The sequence below is a fragment of the Nesterenkonia alkaliphila genome (genome assembly GCF_009758175.1).
GTDB classification, from domain to species: Bacteria; Actinomycetota; Actinomycetes; order Actinomycetales; family Micrococcaceae; genus Nesterenkonia; species Nesterenkonia alkaliphila.
The window spans coordinates 125,592-143,016 of sequence record NZ_WRPM01000031.1; the positions used below are offsets into that span (position 1 = coordinate 125,592).

Genomic DNA, 17,425 nt, shown 5'->3' on the forward strand with positions numbered 1-17,425 from the left:
ACCGGTGGTCACTGTGAGCCGATCCGAGATCGAGAAAGCGCAACGAGACCTAGACCTGTTCGCCTCCAGGATGCAGCACTTCCAGCGCCAGATCCTGGAACACCCCGTGGACACCGAACAGGAGAGGGCCAACTACAACCTGCTGCTCGCCCAAGGGTTAGGACCGCAGTGCAACCGGGCAGATAACGCGGCCTACCTCCTTGGCACCTACTTGGACCAGGCAGAGGCAGCCGAAGCGATGGAGGCCTACCGGGACGCTGTAGCCAAATGCATACCCAGTGACGGCGTTGAAGGATCGGCACCCGTGCCGCCACGGTGGCGCACCCTCAGGGCCGGGCTCCAGGACAAACTCAACGCGTCGCAGCTCTCCCAGCTGGGAGCCTCCCCAGCGATGCAGCAAGCACGCCATGCCAGTGCCGAGGCCGCGCTGATGAGCTGGCAGCCCGACAACACTCCAGCAGCAACCCTGTCCGCTACCAAGAACTTCACCGAGGCGCTGGGCCGTTGGCAGGCCCAGTGCAGTGTGGCAGAACTCCACGGCGAACCACTGGTCTATGACTCCAGCATCCCCATCCAGCGGGCAGTGGAACAAGTCCTCACCCACGACCAACGCCGCCTCCTCGACAGAGAACTGATTCAGGCCAAGACGCTTCTCACCAGAGAGGCAGACATGATCCCAGAGGCCGAGAAGACCAGAGCCCTGGCCACACTGAGCAGCTGGCAGACCGGGGGCGTGCCACCTATCCCGGACCGGCCCGCTCCAACGCGGCAAGAACAGGTCAGCACCACTCCCACAGCGACCGGACCGCTGAGGCTCCCTGAGCCCCTGAACACCAGGATGTTGGAGACCACGGCACAGCCAGTACAGTATTCCAGTCCTGATCTAAGTTGATCCGGAGGGTATCGTAAAACCTGGCATCGGTGGCAATTGGTGGTGAATGGTGAGGAGACTCCTATGGGTGCATCAGCATCGCAGCACCAGGCAGCTCTGCCTAAGAGCCCCCAGCAGGCAGTCCTGGCAGCGTGGGCCCCTCCGAACTGACCAACCTCGCCAATCCAGGTCGTTGACGACACATGTTTTCACCGATGCGTTGGCTCAGAGCGCCGGAGACTTTTTCATTCCCAATGGCTCCTTTGTCCACCGCCCAGCAGTGCTGCAGGACCTTCGGAGCTTCATAAGAGTCCGTACTCCCTGGGTGCTTTCTGTGGTCGTTCACAGCCATCGTCGCCTATGCCCGGCCCTCAGGCTGACCTCAGGCGGCGGAACTACTGACGAGCATGATCCTTGCACCCGCTGCAATAGATCAACTGATAGAAATCCCGGTGTTGTTTTTCAAGATTCCCATGAGCGTCTGCTTGCTACGTCAGTGTTCCTACATGTGTGGCCATCGAAGCATCCTGATCTCGCATAACTCATAGTTCTCGGCCCCACCACAACTCTTGTGGGGGACTTTTCATAAGTCTCCAGGTCTTGACATGCCCAACCATGGAACGCAGAATGGCCATAAGGGTAAGGGGGTGATTTGATGACCGACGCCGAGATCGAAGCCCTTGCCGATACCTACGCACACGACTTCGCACACGACTGGAGCCACACTTAATCTCGGAGCCAGTCGCATGTAGGGCCGAATCCATAGAGTTCGATCGAGTGACCCTAACAGCTGGCACCGAGAGGGCGGCTTGGAGAGGAGGTACTTTCTCCAAGCCGCCCACCATTGACAATATTGCGCAGGATGCGACAGATGGGGGCACAGTCTATGGAACCGATCGTTACGCCGTATAAGCTTCTCCACACACGTGACGCCGTTCGGGACCGCATACAGGCTATCATGTCCGCCGGGGTCCCCACGAAGTCCACGGTCTATGTCGGCCTCCATGAACCGATTTCCGAAAGTCCGGTTCATGCTATTGCGACCCACCGTCTTGCAATGAAGTTTGCCGAAATGAGGCCTTCAGCTGAGACGCTGCTCTTTAATACAATTCCCCCGACTGCGACGCGAATCATGGATACCGCGAGCCATGATCGACGAGACGCACTGTCAAACGACATGCAAACCATGCCGCCGGACCTCTCGACGAATCTGTACTCGGCTGTTCGAGAGCGGCTCGAAGAACCCAAACAGCTGCGAGACATCGATGATGCGAGGGCTGCCATTGAACTCGCCATGCGCCTTGGCTATTTAGCAACTGCACGCCGAGTGTTGTCCGAACACCAGTTTAGTATTGCCAATGACCAGACTCGGCCAATAGGGGTAGTTGGCTTGATGCTTATGTACAAACTGGGTGCTCCCGTAGAGGTCCTCGAGCGACTTGCGATTGAGATGAGTAAGGACACGGAAGCAAGTCCCACGTCGCGCATGCGTTGCGCCGTGTTCCTCATGGCGCGGAAAGGGCGGCTGGGACGCTTGGACCCTGGGTTTGAGCAAGCGCTCGCACGTGCCGAAGAAGTAACAGAGGAAACTCTCAATACTGAGACCGAATTCCAAGGCCTCCTTCTGAAGCAAGCTTTTCTGCGTGCGGCGGCATTCCAACCATTTCTGCTTGGAAACGAGGTGGAAACGATGCGGACACTCGAACAAGCGGTCGCGACCCAAGAATCCGCACGACAGGCGCAGGGATTCGACGAAGTCCAGTGGCGGGACTTCGCTTTTCCCCTCTACGAGACCTTGGCCAAGACAGCGTCGATATACAAAAACCATAGCGTTTGGCTCGAAAGCACAAAAGTCCTTACTGAAGTGAATCCAGGGGACGCGCGGGCATGGATAGCACGAGGAAATGCTCTAGCCGCGAAAGCGGACTTCGAGCAAGCTGTGGAGTCATACCGTACAGTCGAAACACTCGGCGGGTCACCCACAGCGCCCGCGCGCTATTTCACCGCACTGGCGCTTCTCCAGATGGAGGATCGTGAGGGAGCATTCGAATCAGTCAAGATGTCTCTCCTCGTTGATCCCACTGCTGAGGCTGCGAAACAATTACATTCAGCGCTCCGGCAAACTATGCTCGGTGAGACGATTAAAGGATCCAGGGAATGAGCGTGAATTCGACACTTTATTGGTTGAGGAACGAGCGTGACAGAGTTATTGTCAGATCTAACTTTGAACAGTATGTCTTCGCAGATAGGGCGGCGGCGGCGCTTCGCGCCGGGTTTCGCCTCGAACTCGTCACCATCGATGACCTCGCTTTCGTGATCTCGGGCGATTCGCCTGAGGTTTGGCTAAAGGGTAGACCGTTGGATCCTAAGAGTGAGTACTTTCACACGAAGTTGCTGACGTGGCCACAACATGCGGCTGACCAGGGGCGACTTTTGTATGCAGTCCAGGTACTCGCAGAGTCTGGGTTTGGGTGCACGACATCTGTTATGACGAATCTCTACAACAATCACAAATTCTTGACATTTCTCCAGCCAGCAATGCATGGAGTCGACGTGCTTGACACCATTCAAGTTTTTACGAGGCAATTCGGCTTTTGGTTCGATGCCTACCCCTTAGATAAAATTGACTTTCCGGTCGTCGTTAAGCCAGCGAACTGGAGCTCAGGTTTCGGGGTGAATAAAGTGTCTGATCTCAGTGAGTTAAGACAGGTTTTGACACTTTTTAGTGCCGCAGAGCTTGATGCTTTGATACAGAGGTTTGTCGACTATTCGCAGGACTATCGTATTTACTGCATCGATGGGGTTCCAATGCTTGCCACTCTCAGGCAAAGCATTTACTCAACTACAAAACAGTCACCCAACGCGTCAGTTATCGTGGATGTTCCTGCCGAATTAAAGGCTATTGCAGAACCTATTGCGAGCCGACTTGGACTTCCATTTGTGTGTCTAGATCTTATCGTGAGTGATGACGCAGTCTACCTATCAGAGATGGAGGTTGACGGCGGTGTCCCGTACTTACTTATGAACGTCGATGACCGAGCTATGGTCCTGGAGACGGAGCGATTTGCCGCCTATAGGAGACACTTTTCCGCGATGGGGAAGCTTGCATGAACGTTAAAGGAGCGAGTGATGCATGCTGATAGAAGACAGAATGTGTCTGCAAATGTAGCCCTTGGTTATAGTGGGCTGCCGCTCGCCCAATCAGTAAAGCGCGAATTGGTGCCAGGACTATCGGATTCTGAGTATGCCGCGACGCAAGGCAGCGACGCGGCTGCAGCTATCGCGGTGAATGGTGCGATTGTCAGTGCAGCGGCACAAGAGCGATATGACGGCATTAAGCATTCGGCGTCATTTCCGACGGAGGCAACGAATTTCTGTCTCGAGAGCATCGGTGCCAAGATGGAAAGTGTCGACGTTGTGGCGCATGCCTTCTCCTATGCAGAATATGCTGATCTTTTCGCCTTGGATGAGTTTTCGGGGGAGTTTTATACAAGAGCGCTATCACCATCAGTGAACCAGGAGCATGCCGAACGCATGCTCGGTGTTAGTCTGACTAATCGTTATGAGTCGGTTGAACATCATTTTGCGCACGCGGCAAGCGCGTACTATCCGAGTGGGTACCGAGATTCTCTGGTACTAGTCTCTGATGGGCTCGGGGAACGCAGTTCGACGACAGTTTGGCATGGGTCCACCGATGGCATTGAACGACTGCGCGATGTAGGTGCGATAAACTCTCTCGGATTACTTTACGGCATATTCACTATGTACCTTGGTTTCCGATTTGCGGATGGAGAGTACAAGGTGATGGGATTAGCGCCCCTCGGCAACTCCGCAAAGACCGCCACAGAGATATTGAAACATTTCGTAGAGTTGCTGCCGGATGGAAAGTATCGGGTCCCTCTATTACTGCATGACATTACGGCGGTCGAAAAGGAGACGCACCGGGGGGCGATCGCTGCGATTGAAGAAGTCTTTGGTCCTCGAAGGGCACCTGGCGAGGTGATCAACGCACGACACAAGGACATCGCCGCGGGCGTGCAGGCCGTTCTAGAGATGGTCCAGTTTCATGTGCTTAGGCACTTCCGCCGCGAGAGCGGCCTAACATCGCTCGCCTTGGCTGGCGGAGTCGCGCTTAACTGCGCGTTCAACGGAGCCCTGTTGCGCAGTGGCCTCTTTGATCGGATCTACGTTCAGCCGGCGTCAGGAGATGACGGCGCCGCGATAGGGGCTGCTCTTGCGGTGTCACAACGATATGAGGGTGCGTCTCCGTTGAGGCCTAGCACCCTTCTCGGGCCCTCGTCGACGGATCAGGAGTGTCGAGATGCTCTCGTCGCTATCAATGATGGTGGCTCTGTAGTGACGGAGCCTGCTGAAGACGAGGAACTCATTGGCGCTGTTATCGATCTGGTCCTTAAGGGCGCGGTAGTGGGCTGGTTTTCTGGACGCATGGAATTTGGGCCGAGAGCTCTCGGAAACCGGTCCATTATCGCGGACCCTCGGCGGCCGGAGATACGCTCGCGCATTAATAAGTTGGTTAAGAAGCGCGAAGGTTTCAGACCCTTCGCCCCGGCGGTAGTAGCGGAGGATGCCTCCCGCTATTTCCTTATTGATCCTGGAAATGAACTAACATTTCGTGAGATGCTGTTTGTGACAAGAGTGCGGGATCCGTACATTGATCAGCTCCCGGCTGTGACACATGTCGATGGATCTGCCCGGGTGCAGACTGTATTCAAGGACGACAATCCCCGTTTTTGGCAGCTCTTGAAAGCAATGGATCGGGGATCCGGGTATCCGATTTTGCTCAATACATCCTTCAATGTGGCTGGGCAACCCATAGTGCGTACGCCGGAGGATGCGGTGCAGACATACGTCGCTGCGGGATTAGATGCGTTGGTTCTCGGTCCGTTCCTGGTTACTAACTGCAAGGGAGGTCTGCCAGCATGATTAATTGGGTGGGGGAGAGGCCCGATTCTGGCGCAAGCACATTCCCGCTTGGAAGTAGACAGGGCGCGCAGACAGGAAAGCGCGGAGAACTGAGTCGGAAGGCTGGCGGAGTTCAGGCGATTGAGATTTTTTGTGCAGTTGCATTGGTCTTGAGTCGCCATAACGATGGAGGACCGGTTTGTATTGGGATCGGGACCTGTCCAGGAGTCGAAGCTGATGTTGTAGTGCAACCTGAGCCCAACGAGCTACTCACGGACTTCAGGACGAGAGCATTGTCAGCGCTGGGTCGAGTTGGATTTGCACAAGGGGCCGTCTCGGTTGCGGTGTGGGGTGAGAGAGTTTCTGGACAACACTTCTCCACCTTCGCGCAGGCGAGATTCATCTTATGCGAAGAGACTCTGAAGATGGATTATGACGCGAGTTCTTTCAACGTATTGACGGCAGAATCTCTGCTCGAGCAAGTGGTACTTGCAGCGATGGCCGCCGGCAATCAGGAACTGACGCGAGTCAAAGATTTAGACATTTTGTCAGAGTCGGAGCGGAGCAGGATCGTTGCCCGTGATTCGAGAAAGGTATCATCGGAGCTTGAAGATCCCTGGGCGATGATCATCGAATCCTGTAATGCCCGCCCAGATCGGGTGGCGTTAGTGGACGAATCTTCGTGCGTTTCGTATCGCGAACTTATGAAGCGAGTCGACGAGACTTGCGGTCGCCTGGCTGCTCTAGGTGTGCAAGCAGGCGATGTCGTTACGGTCTCAGTGACGCGCAACTTGCACTCTATAATTGCAATGCTCGCAGCCCTTAAGCTTGGGGCCTGCTACGTACCCGTTGACTCTGAATCGCCCGCTACGCGGCAAGCTCAGATATATGATCAGGTACGACCGAGGGCATTTCTGTCATCATGCGCTGGTGGAATAGATATCTTGCTCAACCAGAACCTTGACGGTGACTCGTATGCAGCCCCGGCAGGTCCAGAATCAAGAGCGGCTTATGTCCTCTTTACATCGGGGTCTACCGGTGCACCGAAGGGCGTCGCAATTTCCCGGCCCAGTATCTCCTCGTTGCTACTCTCAACCGAGGAAGCGTTGCAGAGGAATGGACTCGAGACCTGGGTATCAATTCACAGTTTTGCCTTTGACGCCTCTGTTTGGGAGATATTTGGCAGTCTATGTTTTGGCGACACTCTGGTGGTGGCGTCCGAGTCAGAGCGTCGTGATCCGGACCAACTTGTAGCGTTGATGGACCGGCATTCAGTGTCCTCTTTGACTATTTCACCTACTGCGTTCGAAGGATTCAGAGAATCTGCGCAACGGATGCCATCCGTGGTCTTTGGCTTGCGCCGTATCATCCTGTGTGCTGAGCCGGTTAGCGTTCCGTCTATCGATAGCTGGTTCGACCACTGGTCCGGAACGGATAGAATGCCGGTGTTGCTGAACATGTATGGCATAACCGAGGCAACAGTCCACAGCACGATATATCGGATGAAGCATTCGCGGGGCGAACGACGTAACCGAATCGGCTACGGGCTCAGCGACACACCGATCTACGTCGTAGACGATCACGGTCGGCTGGTGCCGGACGGTGTCGCTGGTGAAATGCTGATAGGTGGCTGCAGGGTCGCACTCGGCTATGTCGGTCCGGATCGCCAGATGTTGGACAAGCGCTACATTGAGGACACAATTAGCCCCCATGCCCGGGGTCGGTTGTACAAGTCGGGAGACTTCGCTCGGAGGCTCTCGGACGGTAGCCTGGAATTCCTAGGTCGACGTGACCGCCAGCTGAAAATCCGTGGGCACCGCGTTGAGGCGGGCGATATTGAAGCGGCAGCGTTGCGAATTGACGGCGTAAAGGCCGCGCGTGCTTGGGCAGATCCCCAGGGAGTCTCGTCGCGCCTATGTTTAGGGGTCGAAGTAGGCGGCGCAGACGTGTCGAAAGAATCCGTAGCCGCTGTGGTGAGAGAAGCCCTACCCAAGTACATGGTTCCGGGGGTAGTGGTCGTGGTCGACCAATTTCCGACCACGACCAATGGCAAACTCGATACTAATGGACTTTTATCAGGCGGAGTTGAGGTTGAGAACTCCGGAGGAGAATCGGAACACGCCGCCGAGTGGGAGAACGAGACGGAGCGCACGATTGCTTCTGCGATGGGGGAGGTTCTAGCAGTCGATTGCCCGGACCGTAGCGCGAACTTTTTCAGGTTGGGCGGCGACTCCATATCGGCGATCCGACTCGTAACTTCCCTTCGCGATTTAGGCATTCAGGTAACACTCGCAGAGATATATCAACTTCAGACGGTATGGGCGATCGCGGATGGTACGGGTGTCGTTTCTGACAATCAGCAGCCTCCAAGGGATAGGACGTTGCGTGATGGTATAGCTGGTCACCTGACTGTGCAACTTCCAGCAACTCCGTTGCAGCGCGGGATGATCTATCACAACTTACTGGGGAGTGGGTCAACATACCATGATGTGCTCCACTACAGGATTAAGGATGCTCCTGATGGCCCACTGCAACCGGCCCTCGATGCGGTGGTTCAGCGGCATCTTTCACTTCGTGGCTATTTTCTCGCAACCAACGAAGGAGTCTTGGAGTTTTGTGAAGCGGAGACGGCGCAAATCGAGCTGAGAGTATTTGATCATTCAGACTCCGACTTTACCGAAGATGCGAGGAATCTCGTTCGAACTTGGGCGACAGGGGAGCGGCAGCGCGGTTTCTCGCTTGATGTACCTGGTTTGCTGCGGGTCGCACTCCACAAGTTCAGGGAGGACTGCGTGCTGTCCTTGTCAGTTCATCACGCGGTTCTCGACGGATGGAGCGCGGCTACATTCGTGGCCGAACTGTTGACTTTATGGGCCGGAGGTTCCCTCCCATTGCCCAGTGGAAGAGACAGAGTAGTACATGAGAAGTATGTGCAGCTCATTCAGCAATCGCAGAATGACGAGGGCGATCGGCACTTCTGGCGTGAGCGAGTCAGTGCAATTGGTCCAGATGCACTAGATCACTCGGTGCGCACGGGGCGTCCTGTTGACACAGTGCGTGTGCAGCTTGACCGTGACATCTGTGTAGCGTTGGATAGCATCGCCGAGCGGCTGGCGGTCTCTGTCCGATCGGTGTTCGTGACACTTCACGGCGCGGCACTCGAAGCGTCGTGGGGCGAAAGTACACCGCCCGTGACTGGGCTCGTGACGGGCGGTCGGCCTGAGATGGAAGGCGCGACAGGCGTTCTGGGGCTGTTCCTAAACACGCTTCCTGTTCGAATGCGGTTGCGTGGCTTGTCCTGGAGGCAAGCGATTCAGCAGACGTTCCAAGACGAGGTGTCTTTTTCCTCACATCGGCGGTATCCTCTGGCAGATATTCAAACCGCCGCAGGCCGCCGATTGATCGACGTTGCCTTCAATTACACCGACTTCTATTCCAGCGAGCCGACTGGGGCTCTAAAAGCGATGGTGGCAGAGGGATGGTACGAGGAGCGCACGGAGTTTCCAGTTCTGTCGACGCTCAATCGGCTAGCGGATGGCTCTGGGGAACTCGTAATCGTAGCCCAGTTTGGCACGGAGGTGCGTCTATCTCACAAGTATGCCAATATCCTGCGTTCGATGTTGCGTTCATTGGCTTCGGGAGAACTCGACTCACCTAATGGTGTGATTGAAATCACCAAGGATGACTCGTTGCTTGCGGAGGGGACACTAGAACTCGCCGGACCACTACGCCCTATCGACTGCAACAGATTGCTGGGTTCAATAGTACGCCATGCGACCGATCAACCTGACACTGTCGCGGTTGTAGACGGCGACAGTCACTACACGTACGAACGTCTCTGGCTTGAGGTGAGTAGCGTAGCTCGGAGCCTCGAAGAGAAGGGCGTGGCGAAGGGCAGCCGAGTCATAATTGAGGGCCAGCGGAGTGCCAGGCTGGTAATCGCAACGATAGCGACCTTGGCGTTGGGTGCCAGTGTTGTTCCGGTTGACCCGAGCTTGCCGGAACGGCGGCGATCCGATATGAGTGCAGCAGCTGGGCCGGTCGCGTTCGCTCGTATTACGAAATGCGACATCGAAATATCATCCGGTCCCGGCGCTAGCGACGGTTCACGATTCAAGCAGCTGCAACTTCCGACACAAGTGGACCCTGAGGATGAAGCTTACCTGCTCTTCACGTCGGGAACCACGGGTACGCCGCGATCTGTCGCGATGCCATTTGAGAGTGTTGCTAATCTCGTGGATTGGCAGGTTCGCCGACTTGCAGATGGCCCCCGGCGAGTGGGTCTCTTCGCCGCCGTCGGATTCGACGTGTCGATTCAGGAGATGCTGAGCTGCTTGTCGGGCGGCAATACACTTGTGGTTATTAAAAGCGAAGTCAAAATCGATCCTATGCGGACGCTCACATTCCTGCGAGATGAGAAAATTGACACGCTGTTCGTCCCTCCCCTGATTTTACGCCAGCTCGCACGAGCCTGGCGGGATGACGATGTGGCTCCAGCAATGCGGACCGTAATTGCAGCTGGGGAGCGATTAATTGTAGACGACACACTCCGAAGGTTTGGAACAGCCGCGGGTTTCAGACTTATTAACCAGTACGGGCCAACCGAAACTCATGTCGTTACAGAAGCCGACCTTGGAGCTGATCCCATTAGGTGGCCCGACTCGCCTGGCATTGGACTTCCGATACCGAACGTAGTGCTTCACGGCAATCCTAATATGAAGGGTCCGGCGGATGCAGTCGAGCTCGCTGTTTCGGGGTCAGCCGTGGCTCTTGGTTACACGGACAAGAATGGCAAACCTGCTCGAGTTGCGGAGTTCGGTCGCAGGAATGGCCGACGATATTATCAAACTGGGGACCTTGTTCGGTTCAGTGATGGAGGTCTCGAATATCAAGGTCGTATCGACTCCCAGCTAAAAGTCCATGGATACCGAGTAGACATTTTTGAGGTCGAAGGTGCAATCCGTGCCCTTCCGGAGGTTGCAGATTGTCTTGTGCGGGGGCGGCGAGGGGCTCATAGTGTTGCCTTGGAGGCTCTCATTCAGCTACGGCGTGGTCAAAGACTGGAGCGGCACTCACTGCGGGCCGTACTGAACCAGGTGCTTCCGACGTATGCGGTGCCGACCCGGATTGAAATCGTTGATGGCCTGCCGACAGATCGGCGAGGTAAGGCCGATGATTCAGCGCTAGCCGGCCGCCGAATTCGCCGTCGTTCGGCAGTAGGGCTTACCCAACTGGAACAGAAGATTCTTGATGCCTGGGCTGATGTGCTGGGCCATCAATCTATCTCGACAAAAGATACGTTCTTCGATGTTGGCGGGTCATCAATTCTTCTTCTTGACCTATATATGCGATTAAAAACTGAGCTAAATACATCTTTTGAAATTCGTCACCTACTACAATATCCAAGTATTTCACTATTTGCTGAGTTTGTCAGATCGCAGGAAAAAATCAGGGGTGGATCATATGTCTAATAGAATTTCATCAAGAGGTTCGCAGAGCGGTTCCGTTGACGGTGCTGTCGCGATCGTAGGGATGGCATGTCGATTGCCAGGATCAAACGATCCCGAAGGTTACTGGCGGGATGTGCTGGCTGGCAGTGAGTTATTGACCCATCTAGCTCCAGTAGACCTTGACCTTGCAGGTGTATCGGAGGATCTGGTTCAGCAGCCTTCATTCCGGGCGGTCACTAGTTTGGTCGATTCGCCTGCTGGACTAGATTCCGATTTCTTCGGCATACCACCAAGCGAGGCTGCGGCGATGGATCCGCAGCACCGAGTGTTTCTCGAGTTGTGTTGGTCGGCGATGGAAGATGCTGGGGTCACGCCAGAGAGCCTGCAACGGCGGATCGGCGTATTCGCGGGAGGTGGTAGGCACGCATATCTGCGGTATGTCGAACGGAACTTTACAGACAGCGACTGGCTCGATGGCTCGGTTCATGGTCTGCAGTCAGATATCGGGAACTACGGGGATTTTCTCGCGACGCGGGTCTCATATCGACTTGGGCTTACTGCCCCGAGCATGAACGTTCAGACTGCCTGCTCTACCGGGCTAATGGCAGTTCATGTCGCCTGCCAAAGCATTACTCATGGTGAATGTGAGGCGGCTCTGGCTGGTGCCGTGAACATCCACACCCCGCAGGTAAGCGGCTATCACTATGAAGAGGGGTCTATCTGTTCAGAGTCGGGAAGATTGCGAGCTTTCGACGAGCGAGCCGATGGGTCCGTTTTCGGAAACGGGGCGGGGGTGGTGCTCCTGAAGTCCCTCAGGGCAGCGGTACGAGATGGTGATCGTATTGTAGCCGTAATCCGGGCTAGCGCTAGTAACAATGATGGCAATGACAAGATGTCCTTCACTGCTCCGAGTGTTTCAGGCCAAGCTGCGGTCATTGAGCGGGCGCTTCTTGACTCGGGATGTGAGCCGGCGAGCATCGGATACGTGGAGGCGCACGGCACTGGTACGCCACTTGGGGATCCGATTGAGATCGATGCCTTGAATGCAGCATTCTCACTCCCTGGCGGCGGCCGCACGTGTGCGCTTGGGACTGCTAAGCCTCAGATCGGTCACCTTGGGCCAGCAGCAGGAATAATCGGGCTAATCCGGGCTGCGATGGTCGTTGACAAGGCCATGATTCCAAAGTGCGTGAATTTCGAAGTGCCAAGTAGTCGGATCGCTTGGAACGACGGGCCGTTCTATGTGCCAAAGGAAAACGAGCCTTGGATGGGACTTCGCCGAGCAGGGGTGAGTGCGTTCGGCGTAGGTGGGACAAACGTCCATGTAGTGCTTGAGCAGGCGCCTGCCGCCCCTGAGATCACCCGGCCGCTGCCTGATGTTCCAGTTCCGATCGTAGTTTCGGCCCAAACCCAATCGCAACTACGAGTGGCAAAGCAGGCTCTCGCGGACCACCTCACCGTGAACTCTGATGTAGCTGTCCTTGATGTTGCACGTACACTTGCCCTGGGGCGTACACCTGAGAAGATCCGATCTACTCTTGCGGCAGTTGACACGCAGGAACTGGTGGAAGGGTTGCGAGCGCCTGGAATCATGGGAGTTGAACCCGAGTCTCCCGAGCTTCCTTTGGTTATGGCGTTCCCTGGTCAGGGAAGTCAGTACGCTCGGGCCGCGAACGGACTCTATCTCCGCGAACCGAGTTTCGCGGCGGCCATCGATGAGTGTGCGGAGGTGCTGGCGGGGATCACGGAATTCGACATTAGGGATGTAATGTTCCCTAGCGATGCGAATTTGGCGTTGGCGTCATCACGTATTCATCGGGCACAGCGTGCGCAAGAAGCATTGTTTGTCTTCGAGTATAGTCTTGGTCGTGCGCTTATCGAGGCTGGGTTAACGCCGTCGATTATGATAGGGCATAGTGCTGGAGAATACAGTGCTGCAGCGTTGTCGGGAGTACTGAGCCTCGAGGATGCACTTTTGCTAGTGTCTGAGCGAGGTCGCCTGATGGAGCATGTCGCCCCGCCTGGCGCCATGTTGGCGGTTGGGCTCACGCCTGAGGAGTTGGCGTCGATCATGCCGGACACCGTCGACTTAGCGGCTGTCAATGCTCCTGGGCAGTGTGTCGTCTCTGGCTCGGTCGAGGCAATCGCATCGATGGAAGAAATGCTTAACGAATCAAACGTGATGAATCGTGTGCTCGGTGCATCGTTGGCTGCGCACTCGCGTCTCATGGATACTATTCGAGACGAGTTCGGTGACGCTGTCCGCAGAGTTAAGTTTGGCACCCCCGTTATTCCGTTGGCGTCGACGAAACTCGGTAATTTCGAGAGTTCCACAGCCTTCGCCGAGCACAGTTACTGGATCGACCATCTGCGGCAACCTGTCCGATTTATGGAGGCCGCTGAGGCGGTTCTGGAGCACGGTAGGGCTGTCATCTTGGAAGTGGGTCCTGGCAGAGCACTTGTCGAACTGTTCCGACAGTTGGACGGTGGCATCAATCTGCCCGGCCTGTCACCTTGGCGAAATGGTGATCGGGAACCAGAGAGCATCGCTGAAGTCGTTGGCTCGGTTTGGGAGCTCGGGGGAGCAATCGATTGGGGCCGTCACTTTTCGGGCACCCGGTCGAGGTCGATAAGTCTTCCCGGGCGGCAGCACGATCGAAAGATCAAGTGGACAAAAGAGGTTGGTGGACGAGATCATCTTCCCCACTTAGTGGAAGAGTCGCTCGTTTGGGCGCCGAGGTGGGCATTGACGCCGAGGACAATCGATAGCGACGTAGTTGACAGCCTGGTTGTATTTTCTGCCGGTACTGAACTGTCGTGGTCCAGCAAACTGAATGCCGACATTACCGTAGCGGACCTAGCTGACCTGACGTCTGGGGAAGCAGTGGAGAACTGGTTTGATGCCAATCGAGATGCGGTTGCCACTGCTGATGCGTTCGTATTCATCGGCCAGGCGCCGGTCGGACCGGATGCGGTCGACGTGGCACTCGAGCGAGATTTTTGGCCACTATTGCGGGTAGGACCAATGATCTCGGCTGTGAGACCAGACAAGACTAATCGGCTCCTTGTGCTGAATCCGACGCCAGAGGCAGCCGATGCTCCAGCAGGTGAGTTAGTCGTGGGTCCCTATCGTGTTCTGCCGCAAGAGTATCCGGGGTTGGAAACATCGCTCGTTCGTGCAAAGGAGATCTCAGCCTCGCTTATTGAGGACGAGGTGGCCTCGTTTGTCGCAGGCGCGGAGATCGCTTACTTCGATGGTTTCCGGTATCGCCGGGTGTACAAGAGCGTTCCAGCGGCCCTCGGTCCCGATCCGTGGCGCAGCGGGAGCACTTACCTGATAACAGGCGGTACTGGCGGTATCGGTCTAGCTCTTGCGAAGAGTGCGTCATCCATAGAGGATGTTCGCATGGTCTTGACTCGTCGACCAGTTTCTCGTGCGGGGGCGAGAGACGACAGGGTCTTAGACGATAAAGTCGCGCAGCTCCGTGAGCTCGGACTAACCGTAGAGATTGCAGACGTGGATGTTCGTGATTCCGATCGTATGAAGGACTTGTACAGGGAGTATGGGCCGTTCGACGGAGTGGCTCATGCGGCTGGCGTTGCGGGGGGTCGATTGATCGCAGCGCTTGACGAGGGTGGTGTTCGACACGTGATGTCCCCAAAGATCGATGGCGCGAGGGTACTTGATGAGGAGGTCATCGACGATCAGACCCGCTGGGTGGCGCTGTGCTCATCAATGTCGTCTGTTGTGGGAGGGGTCGGTCACGCTGACTATAGTTCGGCGAACGCGTACCTCGACGCCTTTGCCGAGAAGATGGCCAGGAGCGGCCGTGACGTAGTTAGTATCGCGTTTGATGCCTGGACCGAATCTGGGATGGCCGTAAACGAGACAAATCGGTCCTTTCGACAGCGGTTGGAATCCTCTAGCTCTCGAGTAGAGACGACCAATTCGTTCGATGTCTGGAGTCAGCAGATTCATGCAGGCGATTGGGTATTGCACGAGCATCGGGTTGACGGTCGAAGCTTGCTGTCAGGCACGGCGATCATCGAAATTCTGCATCGTGCCGTAAGAGAGCTGACAGGTACTGAGGTTATTCAGATCCAGGCGCTTGATATTCTGAGACCCGCAGATTGCGCGGATGACTCTGGTTTGACGGTTGAAGTAGCTCTCGCGCCAGAGGACTCTGGCTGGAGGGCCACCGCTCGGTGCGGAGAGTTTGGAAGTCGCCTATTGCCAACCGTCACAGCACTTATTACTAGAGCTCCGGGCGGATCCGAGTCCTCTCCTAGCAAACGTCCAATGTCTTGGTTCGAGTCGGAACAGCTGGAGCTGGAGCACCTCGACGAATCCCTAATACAGCTTGGGCCTCGATGGGACTGCCTTGTTGGCATACGCGAACTGCCCAACGGCGAAACGGTGGCGCGCTCAGTTCTACCTGGACTCTACGCAGACGATCTCCACCAGCACCCTATGCATCCGGCTCTGCTAGATAACGCGCTTGGCGCAAGTTTGAGCAAGTTGGGCGAGAGGTACGTGCCGCAGTCCTATGAGCGCATCGACGTGTGGGGCAGCCTCTCATCGGAGCTGATCAGCCATACGCGAGTCGTAGAACGTTCTGACCGCTCAGTCACTCTCGATGTGGACTGCTGGAGTCCGGCCGGCGATCTTCTTGTGAGTGTTAGGGGCTATCACTTGAGGAGGATCGACTCTGGCCAGATGTTTGGCGCGGGTAACGCAGCAATCGAGAATCGATCACTACATCTGCAGGAGGCGGCCGACTTAAGTTCTATGGTGCTGGAACCGGCTCCTCGACCGCAGTGTGGACCGACGGACGTCATCGTCAAGGTCCGAGCGACTGGCTTGAACTTCAAGGAGGTCCTCTTAGCCTCCGGGCTCATGGATGACACCCGGGACCATAGTTTTGGTCTCGAGTGCTCTGGCATCGTAGTAGAAGTCGGTTCTGATGTTCAGGCATTTGGCGTCGGAGACGCGGTACTGGGCATAGGAGAGGCCTGCCTCGACGACTATGTGGCACTTTCGGAGCGTCTTGTGCGTCGTATTCCTCGCGGGCTGAGTTTCGCAGAAGCTGCAACGGTTCCCGTTGCGTTCACAACTGCCTTTGAGTGTCTGGTTCTGCGTGCGAACGCCAAGCGAGGCCAATCTGTTCTCATTCATGCCGTAACGGGAGGCGTGGGCTTAGCGGCCGTACAAATAGCGCGACACCTAGGGCTGACGATTATCGGCACAGCCAGCACTCTGGCGAAGCGAGAATATGCCCGGGAACTTGGGGTTACTGCCGTATTCGACTCCCGTTCTACGGAATTCGAGCAGCAGGTGCGAGAGCTAGGAGGTGTGGACATAGTTCTGAATTCCCTAGGTGGAGAATTTATCGAGGCGAGCATGCGTACCCTAAAGCAGGGTGGTCGTCTGGTTGAGATGGGTCGCCGCGACATTCTCGCAGAACGACCCATGTCGATGGCCCTGTTTAGTCATGGAGTCTCGTTCGTGGCCTATTATCCAGATCAACACAGTCCTGAATATGAAGAGTCGCTCGATAGCGTGATGCGCTTACTACGGAAGGGTGAGGTGCAACCGCTCCCCGCTCATGCGTTTCCGACATCTGCTGTCTCCGACGCGTATACGCACCTTGCTCAAGCAAAGCACATCGGCAAAGTGATTGTTGTACGCGAGGACAGCGCAGAACGGGTGTGGACGGGCAACGGCTACGTGGTTCATTCTGCAGGCATCAGCGATGAACTCGGTGTGTCACTGTTTAAGCGATCCATCCGGCTCAAGGAACCGCGTGTGATGGCAACGCTCCGTCCAATGGACCAGGAAAGTGATGAATTAGTCGTCGCAACCCACGTGCTGGACCAGATTCCAGATTCGCAAGGCAGTAACTCCCTGCGGGAATCGGATCTTGAGGGAGAAACCGAGGAACGGCTCGGTGAAATTTGGGCGGCGGTGTTACGACTCGATTCGGTGTCCCGGAGTGATTCATTTATGGCTCTCGGAGGAGATTCACTTTATGCGACTCAGGTTGTGAGCCGAATAAATCGTGAGTTTGGAGTACGTCTGCCGCCATCTGCGCTGCTCGGTGGCGATTCCCTAAGGGACATGGCAGTCCAATTGTCGCCGCGACCAAGTGGGTCGGGTTCTAAATCGGAGCAGGACAGTTGA

At 56.0% G+C, this 17,425-nt stretch carries 6 protein-coding genes; all 6 read left to right on the top strand.

All coding sequences use genetic code 11. The annotated features are described in order from the left end of the window. Positions 1 to 13 precede the first annotated feature (13 nt). Positions 14 to 892: a hypothetical protein gene (locus GNZ21_RS05070; RefSeq protein ID WP_157321946.1), complete on the top strand. Its 879-nt coding sequence runs from the start codon at positions 14 to 16 to the stop codon at positions 890 to 892. Between the two features lie 1,036 nt (positions 893 to 1,928). After that, the gene (locus tag GNZ21_RS05075) at positions 1,929 to 3,032 is read left to right on the top strand and encodes a tetratricopeptide repeat protein (protein WP_157321948.1); all 1,104 of its coding nucleotides are present in this window, start codon (positions 1,929 to 1,931) and stop codon (positions 3,030 to 3,032) included. Further along, positions 3,029 to 3,982 (top strand): ATP-grasp domain-containing protein, encoded by a 954-nt coding sequence (locus GNZ21_RS05080; RefSeq protein WP_157321950.1) that lies wholly within the window; start codon positions 3,029 to 3,031, stop codon positions 3,980 to 3,982. The genes GNZ21_RS05075 and GNZ21_RS05080 overlap by 4 nt, the downstream gene beginning before the upstream one ends. Positions 3,983 to 4,000: 18 nt before the next feature. After that, a complete protein-coding gene (locus tag GNZ21_RS05085; protein WP_157321952.1) occupies positions 4,001 to 5,815 on the top strand; it encodes a carbamoyltransferase family protein in 1,815 nt (604 codons plus the stop codon). 404 nt (positions 5,816 to 6,219) lie between these two features. After that, a complete protein-coding gene (locus tag GNZ21_RS05090; RefSeq protein WP_188503561.1) occupies positions 6,220 to 11,265 on the top strand; it encodes a non-ribosomal peptide synthetase in 5,046 nt (1,681 codons plus the stop codon). Next, on the top strand, positions 11,171 to 17,425 hold the full coding sequence (locus GNZ21_RS05095) for a type I polyketide synthase (RefSeq protein ID WP_157321956.1): 6,255 nt from the start codon (positions 11,171 to 11,173) through the stop codon (positions 17,423 to 17,425). The genes GNZ21_RS05090 and GNZ21_RS05095 overlap by 95 nt, the downstream gene beginning before the upstream one ends.